Raw genomic sequence first — 9938 nt, forward strand, 5'->3', positions numbered from 1 at the left:
CCGCCCGCCCCGCCTCCACGCGCACCTTCTCCACCGCCGTGCCCATGCGGAACGTGGCGCCCAAATCCTCCGCGCAGCGCATCATCCCCCGCGACAGCGCGCGGAAGCCGCCCTCCACGTGCCACACGCCGAAGGCCAGCTCCAGGAACGGAATCACGCTGAACACCGACGAGCACGTCGTCGGGTGCAGCCCCAGGTACTTCGACGGGTACGCCAGCGCGTAGGTCATCCGGTCGTCGTGGAAGAAGGAGTCCAGCTGCCGGTACAGCGTCTGCCACGGCTTGAAGCGCAGCGTGGGCGCCAGCCGCCACGGCGCGTAGTACCCGAGGCTGCCCGCGTTGGTGCAGATGAACTTCTCGTAGGCGATGCCGTACTTCTCCCGCCCCTCCTCCATCCACCGGCGCAGCGCCAAAGCCTTGTCGGCGCCGTACTTCGACACCTCGGCCTCCATGCGCGCCATGTTCCGAGAGGTGTCCAGGTGCGTGCCGTCCCAGAAGTGCACCCGCGTGTTGATGTCCAGCGGGACGAGCTTCACGTAGTCCTCGATGCGCCGGCCGGCCCGCCGGAATATCTGCTCCAGCACGCCCGGGAGCTGGAGGATGGACGGCCCGGTGTCGAGCGCGTACTCGCCCGCCTTCCCGAGCGTCAGCCCCTTCATCCGGCCCCCGGGCACCGCGTCCTTCTCCACGACGGTGACCCGCAGCCCCTGACCGGCCAGGTTGATGGCCGTCGACAGCCCCCCGGGCCCGGCTCCCACGACGATGACATGACGCACCATGTTCCCTTTGATGCCTGAAGCGCCTGGAGGTTGCAGCTCCCGGTGCACGGTCGGACGAAGGGCCCCTTCCCGTTTCACATGGCGGACAGGCGGGATGGCCCCCGGGGCCTACGGGGCTCGCCGAATCCCGGAACCCTGGTTATCGCCCAGGGAGGCCTCATCCAGGGGCTGGACCTGCGTGGTTTGCGCGACACCGTGCCCCTCCTCCTCCCCCATCTCCGGCGCAACGCCGCGGCCTACGGCGCCCTGCTGGTGGGGCTGCTCATCACCGGCGTGGCGGTGTTGCACGTCGGGCGCGGCATCGAGGAGCGCCGGACGCACCGGTTCGAGGAGGCGGTCCGTTACGGCACGCTCGGCATGCAGCAGCGCATGGACACGTACCAGGCCATGCTGCTGGGCACGCGCGGGCTGTTCAGCAGCAGTCAGCTGGTGGAGCGCAGCGAGTTCCACGCGTACGTGGAGAGCCTGGAGCTGCGGCGCCGCTACCCGGGCATCCAGGGCATCGGCTTCGCGCAGTGGCTGAGGCCGGAGGAGCGCCAGTCGCACGTGGCCGAGATTCGCGCCGAGGGGCTTTCGGAATACCACCTGTGGCCGGAGGGTGAGCGCCCGGAGTACACCGCCATCGTCTTCCTGGAGCCGCAGGACGCGCGCAACCGCCGGGCCCTGGGCTTCGACATGTTCTCCGAGCCCACCCGCCAGGAGGCCATGCGGCGGGCGATGGAGACGGGGCTGGCCGCCGCCAGCGGCCGGGTACGGCTCGTCCAGGAGGACGTGCCGGGCAGCACGGAGACCCAGGCCGGCTTCCTCATCTACGTGCCCGTCTACCACGGGGGAGTGCTCGTGCCACCCGAGCGCCGCCGCGAGCAGATGCGCGGCTTCGTCTACGCCCCCTTCCGCATGGGGGACCTGGTGGAGGGCCTGCGCTTCCCGGGCTTCCAGAACACCATCGACCTGGACATCCACGACGGCACGAAGACGTCCGACGAGAACCTGCTCTTCAGCTCGCGGCGGGCGGGGGAGGCCGCGGTCCCGGGGATGCGGCAGGAGGTGGTGCTGGAGGTGGCGGGCCGCCCGTGGACGCTGGTGTTCACCGCGCGCGAGGCTTTCGTCGCGAGCAACTCGTCCGGCCAGCTCGTCACGGTGGCGATCAGCGGCGTGCTGGTGGCGCTGCTGCTGTTCTTCATCACCCGCTCGCAGGTCAACGCGCGCACGGCGGCCGAGGCGGCCAGCGTGGAGCAGCAGCGGCTGGCCAGCGAGGCCCGGGCGGCGGTGCAGGTGCGCGACGACTTCCTCGGCGTGGCCGCCCACGAGCTGCGCACGCCACTCACGTCCCTCAAGCTCCAGCTCCAGCTGCTCTACCGCCAGCTGCGCCAGGGCGTGGAGGTGGACCCGGGGCGGGTGCAGCGCGCGGTGGATGCGTGCGAGCGGCAGACCACGCGCCTGTCGCAGCTGGTGGACAGCCTGCTGGACGTGTCGCGCCTGGCGAGCGGGCGGCTGGAGCTGCGGCTGGAGGCGCTGGAGCTGGACGAGGTGGTGCGGGAGCTGGCGCGCCGCTTCGAGACGGAGGCGCAGATGGCGGGCGTGCGGCTGACGGTGGACGCGCCGCGCCCCATTCCCGGGCGGTGGGACCGGCTGCGGCTGGAGCAGGTGCTCACCAACCTGGTGGCCAACGCTCTCAAGTACGGGCAGGGCGCGCCGGTGGACCTGCGCGTGCGCGACGAGGGCGAGTACGCGCGCGTGGAGGTGGAGGACCGGGGCATCGGCATCGACCCGGAGGACGCGCGGCGTATCTTCGACCGCTTCGAGCGCGCCGTCTCCAGCCGGCACTATGGCGGGCTGGGGCTCGGGCTGTTCATCAGCCGCCAGCTCGTGGAGGCGCTCGGCGGCCGCATCTCCGTGGAGAGCCGCCCGGGCCAGGGCTCCACGTTCATCGTGCTGCTACCGCGCGTGACGCCGTCGCCGAAGGCCCACGCGGCGCCGACTCCGCCCGAGACGCCCCGGACGCCGCTGCACTGATGGCTCGAAGGGATTGCCTGACCCGCATTTCCTGTCAGGCAGCCCCCATCGAACGCCGCAACCGCTCATCAGCTCACGGGAACTCGAAGCCGATGTACTGGAAGTAGGAACCCCACTTGGCAGTAACAACATAGGCGCCGGTGGGGCTGTTGTACTCCCGGCAGTAGCTCTGCACCACCTTCGACTTGTTGGACGTGCCCTGGACACTGATGCAGAGGGCGCTGTGCTTGACCTGGAGCAGGTTGCTGCCGAAGTGGCGGCGGAACAACTGATTGTCACCCGTGCCACAGGTGTACTGCTGCACCACGCCCTGGGGCGCCATGGAGGAGCCGCGAACATCGAGGCACTTGCCCGTGTAGAGATTCTTGAGCATGCCCCAGCCGTTCTGGGCATCCACCTGGATGAAGGCCCACTGCTGGTTGTCACCGCCGTTACAGTCGTAGATCTGGGCCTCGACCTTGTTGTCCTTCTCCCCCGCCGGGATGTCCAGACACTTCCCGGACGCGTGGTACGAAGTAATCGGGGCGTACATCTGCGCGGATGCGTCAAGGGACAGGAATAGGGCGCATGCGAACATGGCAATGACAGCCCCGTGCGGTCGACGAATGGACATGGTGCCTCCCAGATGTGGATTGACCTGCCCCTCGAACTGAGTTGCTCAGACAAGGCAGGTGCTACTGTTATTGCATTTGCAACAAAGCCAGTCAATAAATCACGAATTGAATGTTTTGCTGATTTAGAGGTCTGGGGTGACCCGGGCGCGGCGAGTGTCTCCGCCATGTCTCACGGCGAGCGAGGGGTGGACTGGTGGACACCTCGTCGGACAGCGCGTTTCTGGATTCGACAGCCCGCATGGCAGCGTCTATGTCCCTGGGCATGGAGTCCGCACCGCGAGAGGTGCTGCTGTTCACCCTGGAAGGCCAGCGCTACGGCCTGCCCGCCGGAGACGTCCGCGAGCTGGTCCGCGCCGCGCGCCTGACGCCGCTGCCCCGCGCTCCCGCTGTCGTCGAGGGCCTGCTCAACCTGCGCGGTGAGCTGCTGCCGGTGCTGGACCTGCGCCGCCGCTTCCGCCACCCGCCCCGCTCCCTGTCCCCCCTGGACCACTTCATCGTCGCCCGGGCCGGCCCGCGCCGCGTGGTGCTGCGCGTGGACCGTGCCGAGGGACTGCGCGTGCTCGCTCCCGGGGAGTGGGATGACACGCCGCGCGAGCTGCCCGGCGTGGGCTACGTGGCCGGCGCCGCGAAGCTGGAGGACGGGCTGGTGCTCGTGCACGACCTGCGCGCCTTCCTCTCCGAGGCCGAGGCCCTGGAGCTGGACGCCGCCCTGGCCGCCCCGCCGGAGACGCCGTGAGCCCGGGGCCGTGGAGCCACCCCGGCCATGCCGCCGTGCTCGCGCTGGTGGAGGAGCGCGCCGGACTGGCGCCGCCCAGCTGCCCCAGCGCCACCGAAGAGGCCATCTCGCGCGCCATGGCTCGCGCGGGCCTGACGGACCTCGAGGCCTACCGCGCCCGGCTCGCCGAGGATTCGGCCGCGCTGGATGACCTGCTCACCGAGCTCACCATCGGGGAGACGTACTTCTTCCGCACCCCCGAGCACTTCGAGCACCTGCGCCGCGTCGTGCTCCCCGAGCTGAACGAGCGTCGGGGCCCCACGCATACCCTCCGCCTGTGGAGCGCGGCGTGTGCTTCCGGCGAGGAGCCGTACTCGCTCGCGGTGCTGCTGCGGGACGAGGGCTGGAGCCACCGCATGTCCGTGTACGCCACGGACGTGTCTCGCGGCGCGCTCGCGCGGGCCCGACAGGCGAACTATGGCGAGTGGTCCCTGCGCGGCCCGTGGGAGGGACGGATGCGGGCCCACCTGCGCCCCGAGGGACGCCGGTACGTGCTGGCCCCGGAGATACGCGAGCTGGTGCGCTTCGGGTACCTCAACCTCGCGCTCGACACGTGGCCGTCGGCCGACAGCGGCATCTGGAAGCTGGATGTCATCTTCTGCCGCAACGTCCTCATCTACTTCAACCCGGCGACCATCGAGGGCGTGGCCCGCCGGCTCCATGATGCGCTCGCGGAAGGGGGCTACCTCTTCACCGGCCCGTCGGACCCGCCGCTCGGCGCGCTGGCACCGCTGGAGCCCGTCCTCACCGATTGGGGTGTGCTCTACCGCCGGCCGCTTCCCGGTACCGTCGTGTCCATTCCGGCTGTGGGCTTCGCTCCGGCGGGACGCGCGGGTGAGGCCGCTCCGCCGGTGCCCCGCGGAGACACCGCGGGCGACCCGAAGGGCTCCGCGTCCTGGCGCTCCGGTGCCGATGCGCCCATGCGCCTGCCCGGCACGAAGGCGTCTGGCGTACCGGGCAGCTCCGCCCCACTGGCTCCGCCGACACCCCGTACTCCCCGCACGCCTCCCGCTTCGGGTTCCCCTGCCCCTGACCTGCCGCCCGCTTCGGTCCTTCCCGTCCCCGGAGCGTCGCCCGACCGGGCGCTTCGCGCGCCCGATGCGGAGGCGCTCGCGGCGGCTCGGCGGGCACTGGACCGGGGGGACTGGCGCGAGGCCGCGCGACGCCTCGGCGCGGAGGACGCCCATCCGGACATCGCCACGATGGCCGTGCGCACCCTCGCGAACCTGGATGCCCAGGCCGCCATCGCCGCCTGCGCGGAGACCGCCGCGCGCCACCCGCTCATCGCCGGGCTGCGCTACCTGGAGGCCCTGCTACAGCTCGGCCAGGGCCGGCTCGCCGACGCCGAGCGCGCCGCGCGTCAGGCGCTGTACCTGGAGCCCACCCTCATCGTGGCGTGGCTCGTCCTGGGCCGCGTGCTGCGACGGCACGGCGACACGGCGGGGGCCCTCCGCGCCTGGCGCGAGGCGGAGTCGCTCTGCGCCGTGCTCGCTCCCGAGGTGCCGGTTCCCCTCGCGGACGGTGAGAGTGCGAGAGCCCTGGCGGAAGTCGCGCGCTCCGAGCGCATCCGCCTGGAGGCGGCCCTCGCCACCGGTGAGGACACTCCGTGATGGCGACGTCCGGCGTAATGCGGTGGAAGGTGATTCGTGACGCGGAGTCCCGACGGAAAGGCGGCTCCCATCACCTCCGAGGCGACACACTGCTCGCGGTGCCCGACGAAATGAGGTTTACGGTGATGCGTGGCGAGCAGTCACGACCGCGGCCCCACCTCGCGGCCCGGGAGGAATCGCACTGATGCCGAAGTCCGGTGGAATCGACTGGGAGGCGGCACGCGCCCGGCTGGCGACGCTGGCCGCCGCCACACAGGAACAGGAGACCCTGTCCCCCGGCGAGGCCCAGGCCATCCTCGACGCCCGCGCCCGCGCGCTCGCCCACGCCCCCTCCCCGGACCTGGAGCGGGAAGCGCCTCGCGAGGTCGTCCGCTTCCGGACCGCCGGGCAGGCCTACGCGCTGGAGTCCCGCTTCGTGCTGGAGGTCGTGCGCGCCCCCGAGGTCGTGCCACTCCCCGGCGCTCCACCGGCCCTGCGCGGGCTCACCCTGCTCCATGGCGAGGTGCTCCCCGTCGTGGAGCTGGCCCCCCTCTTCGGCCGTGCGCCGGCGGACGCCTCCGGCCCCCTGCTGGTGGTGGGCGCCGGCCGACCCGAATTGGGCCTGCGCACCGAGGAGGTCCAGGAGGTCGCCCTGCTGCGCGGGCGCGAGCTGCTGCCCCCGCCCACCACGGTGGACCCCGCCCTGGTGTCCGCCGCGGAACCCGACGGTACCCTGTTACTGGAGGGCGAGGCGCTGCTGGGTGACAGTCGCCTCGTGTTCGATTTGTCCGACGAAGGAACCGTATGAGCATCGGGAATCGCATCGCGCTCGGCTTCGGATTGTCCCTGCTGGTGCTGCTGGTGCTGGCGGGCGTGTCCCTGCAGGCCGCCAACCAGCTCACCGAGACCACCGAGAGCCTGCTCAAGGCCCATGAGAGCGTCCGCACCATCAGCGACATCCGCGCCCTGCTCGTCGAAGCGGAGTCCAGCCAGCGCGGCTTCCTCCTCACCGGCGAGGACCCGTACCTCGCGCCGTACCAGCGGGCCATCAACCTGCTGAAGGAGGACATGGCGCGGATGCGCGAGGTCACCGCCGGAGACCCGCAGCAGCGCGCGCGACTCACCCAGCTGGAGCCCGTCGTCACAGAGCGCCTGGAGCGCCTCGCCGAAGGCGTTCGCGTGCGCCGCGAGCAGGGCCTGGAGGGCGGCTCGAAGTACATCAAGGTCGGCCAGGGCGAGCGGCTCATGAACCAGATGCGGGACGTCTCCACGGACATGCTCGCGGCCGAGCAGCAGCGCTGGGAGAGGCAGTCCGCCGAGGCCGAGCAGATTGCCCAGCGCACCCTGTGGGTCCTCGCCGTCTGCTCCGCGCTGGGCGTGCTCATCGTCGCCGTGGGCAGCTACGTCATCACCCGCGGCATCACCGTGCCGCTGCGCAACCTCATGGTGGGCGCCGAGCAGCTCGGCCGCGGAAACCTGGAGCACCGCATCGACGTGCGCGGCCAGGACGAGGCGGCGGAGCTGGCGCGCGCCTTCAACGCCATGGCCGACCGCCGCCAGCAGGCCGAGGTGCAAATCGCGAAGCAGTCCGAGCAGCGCGAGCACACCCTGCGGACCGTGGCCGACTTCGTCAACCAGCTCGCCGGGGCCAGCGCGCAGATTCTCGCCAGCACCACGGAGCAGGTCGCCAGCGCCCAGGAGCAGGGCAGCGCGGTGACGGAGACGGTGAGCACCATCGAGGAAATCACCAAGACGTCCGAGGAGGCCGCCGGCCGCGCCCGCGCCGTCAGCGACTCCGCCCGCCACGCCGAGGACGTGGGCCGCGGCGGCCGGCGCGCCGTGGAGGAGGCCGTCAGCTCCATGGCCGCCGTGCGCGAGCAGGTGGAGTCCATCGCCTCGCGCATCCTCGCCCTCGCCGAGCAGGCGCAGGCCATCGGCGACATCATCACCACCGTCAACGACATCTCCGAGCAGACGCACATGCTCGCCCTCAACGCCTCCATCGAGGCCAGCCGCGCCGGTGAGCATGGCCGCGGCTTCGCCGTCGTGGCCTCCGAGGTGAAGGCCCTGGCGGACCAGTCCAAGAAGGCCACCGGCCAGGTGCGCCAGATTCTGGGACAGATTCAGAAGGCCACCCACGGCGCGGTGATGACCACCGAGGAGGGCACCAAGAGCGTGGCCGCGGCCACCCGCGTGGTGTCCGAGGCCGGCGCCAACATCCAGATTCTGTCCGACCTGCTGGCCCAGGCCTCGCTGACGGCGGCGCAGATCGCCGCGTCCGCCAACCAGCAGGCCACCGGCATCTCCCAGATTCGCCAGGCGATGCACGATGTGAATCAGGCCACGCAGCAGGCCCTCATCTCCTCGCGGCAGACGGAGCGCGCCATGCAGGACCTCAACGGCATGGGCCAGAAGCTCAAGGGCCTGCTGGGAGAGTACGGGCGCTGATGGATAGGGACCGGCTGGCCCAGGCACTGCTGGCCACGTTCCTCGAGGAACTCGACGGACACGTGGTCTCGCTCAACCGCGAGCTGCTCGCCCTGGAGCGCGAGACGGCCCCCGCGCGCGCGGCGGAGCTCGTGGCCTCGCTGCTGCGCACGCTGCACAGCGTGAAGGGCGCGGCGCGCGCGGCCAGTGCGACGTTGGTGGAGACGGCGTGCCACCGGCTGGAGGAGGTGCTGGAGCGCGTGCGCGACGAGCGCGCGGGCACGCCCGAGGTGTACGAGCTGTGCTTCACCGCCGTGGACGCGCTGGACGACGCGGGCCGGCGGCTCGGCGCGCGGCAGGAACTCGTGGGCTCTCCGCTGGAGGCGCTCATCCCCGAGCTGGAGCGCGTCGCCGGCCCCTACGCTTCCAGAGCGCCCGACGGCGCCGTGCCCGGGGGCCGAGGCTCTCCGGCCCACGCTCCGGAATCGGTCACCGCCACGGCCATGCCTCCAGGACCGGGGCTCGCCACCGCACGCGACACCCCCACCTCGGCACCGAGGATGAGGCCCGCCACCTCATCCCCGCACGGTCCCGGAGCGGGGACCTCCACGGCGGCGGTGCCTGGCACGGCCTCGTCGCGCACGGAAGCGGGGACCTCCGCCTCCACTCCGGAGTCCGCTCCGGAACTCTCGCCCATCGCGACCGGCGCCGCCGAGGCGCTGCCCGTGCGCGTGTCCGCGCAGAAGCTCGATGCGCTCCTGGCCCGCAGCGGCGAGTTGCGCGTGGCGACGCTCCGATTGGAAGGACGGAGCGAGGCGCTGGAGTCCGTGCGCGAGGCCCTGGCGCAGGCCCGGGAGGCCGTGCGCGGCACCCCGGGCGAGTCCGCGCTGCGGCGCGCGGAGACGGAGCTGGCGCGCGTGGGGCGCGAGCTGGCCGCGGACCGACGGGCCCTGGGCGGCATCGCCACCGGCCTCGACGACGAGGTCCGCCGCGCGCGCACCCTCTCCTTCGTGGAGGGCTGCGAGGGCCTGGACCGGGCCCTCCGCGACGTGTCGCGCATGCTGGGCCGCCCGGCACGGCTGGAGCTTCACGGCGGCGCGCTGGAGCTGGACCGCTCGCTGCTCCAGGCCCTGCGCGAGCCGCTGCTGCACCTCGTGCGCAACGCGGTGGCCCATGGCCTGGAATCCCCGGAGGAGCGCCGCCACGCGGGCAAGCCGGAGGAAGGCCACGTCACCCTCTCCGCGCGGCTCCGGGGCAGTCGCGTCGAAGTCACCGTCGAGGACGACGGACGCGGCCTCGACCTGCGCGCCCTGCGCGAGCGCGCGCGGTCTCGGGGACTCGAGGTCCCCGAGGATGACGCGGAGGCCGCGCGCCTCGCCTTCCTCCCGGGCCTGTCCACGGCCTCGGAGGTGACGCCGGTGTCGGGCCGGGGCGTGGGGCTGGACGTGGTGCGCACCCAGGTGGAAGCCCTGCGCGGCACCGTGGAGGTGACCACCCGCCCGGGCGAGGGCACCCGCTTCATCCTCGACGTGCCCCTCACCCTGAGCACCCTCCGCGTGCTGCTGGTCTCCTCGGGCGGGCAGACGCTGGCGCTGGCCAGCGAGAGCGTGGCGCGGCTGGTCCGCCTCACGCCCGGCGAGGTGCGCGAGGTGGAGGGCCGCCCCACCTGGGCCGCCGGAGACGCGCTGGTGCCGCTGGTCTCGCTCGCGGACGTGCTGGGCCTGCCCCCCGGCCCGCCC

Annotated in this window: 8 protein-coding genes; 6 read left to right on the plus strand and 2 right to left on the minus strand. The window is 72.2% G+C overall.

The window, feature by feature from the left end; genetic code table 11:
* Nucleotides 1-778, minus strand: a 778-nt coding sequence (locus tag HG543_RS47145) for a phytoene desaturase family protein (protein WP_169351526.1), incomplete at its 3' end; no start/stop codon positions are given.
* A gap of 195 nt (nucleotides 779-973) precedes the next feature.
* Between HG543_RS47145 and HG543_RS47150 the strand changes: the two genes are divergently transcribed.
* Nucleotides 974-2794 (plus strand): CHASE domain-containing protein, encoded by a 1821-nt coding sequence (locus tag HG543_RS47150; protein ID WP_343073612.1) that lies wholly within the window; start codon nucleotides 974-976, stop codon nucleotides 2792-2794.
* Nucleotides 2795-2867: 73 nt separating this feature from the next.
* On the opposite strand, the gene HG543_RS47155 is transcribed toward HG543_RS47150, so the two are convergent.
* A complete protein-coding gene (locus HG543_RS47155; protein WP_169351528.1) occupies nucleotides 2868-3326 on the minus strand; it encodes an RICIN domain-containing protein in 459 nt (152 codons plus the stop codon).
* A gap of 344 nt (nucleotides 3327-3670) precedes the next feature.
* Here HG543_RS47155 and HG543_RS47160 point away from each other — a divergent pair, with 344 nt between their 5' ends.
* From HG543_RS47160 to HG543_RS47180, 5 genes are all read left to right on the plus strand, one after another.
* Nucleotides 3671-4144, plus strand: coding sequence for a chemotaxis protein CheW (locus tag HG543_RS47160; protein ID WP_169351533.1), 474 nt, complete (start codon nucleotides 3671-3673; stop codon nucleotides 4142-4144).
* Nucleotides 4141-5793 (plus strand): CheR family methyltransferase, encoded by a 1653-nt coding sequence (locus HG543_RS47165; protein WP_169351529.1) that lies wholly within the window; start codon nucleotides 4141-4143, stop codon nucleotides 5791-5793. The genes HG543_RS47160 and HG543_RS47165 overlap by 4 nt, the downstream gene beginning before the upstream one ends.
* A gap of 184 nt (nucleotides 5794-5977) precedes the next feature.
* Entirely contained in the window at nucleotides 5978-6580 is a 603-nt protein-coding gene (locus tag HG543_RS47170; RefSeq protein ID WP_169351530.1) for a chemotaxis protein CheW, read from the plus strand.
* The gene (locus HG543_RS47175) at nucleotides 6577-8220 is read left to right on the plus strand and encodes a methyl-accepting chemotaxis protein (RefSeq protein WP_169351531.1); all 1644 of its coding nucleotides are present in this window, start codon (nucleotides 6577-6579) and stop codon (nucleotides 8218-8220) included. The genes HG543_RS47170 and HG543_RS47175 overlap by 4 nt, the downstream gene beginning before the upstream one ends.
* The coding region (locus HG543_RS47180; protein WP_169351532.1) for a chemotaxis protein CheA at nucleotides 8220-9938 on the plus strand (1719 nt) is incomplete at its 3' end. The genes HG543_RS47175 and HG543_RS47180, both read left to right, overlap by 1 nt.

The sequence above is a fragment of the Pyxidicoccus fallax genome (assembly GCF_012933655.1).
GTDB lineage: Bacteria > Myxococcota > Myxococcia > Myxococcales > Myxococcaceae > Myxococcus > Myxococcus fallax.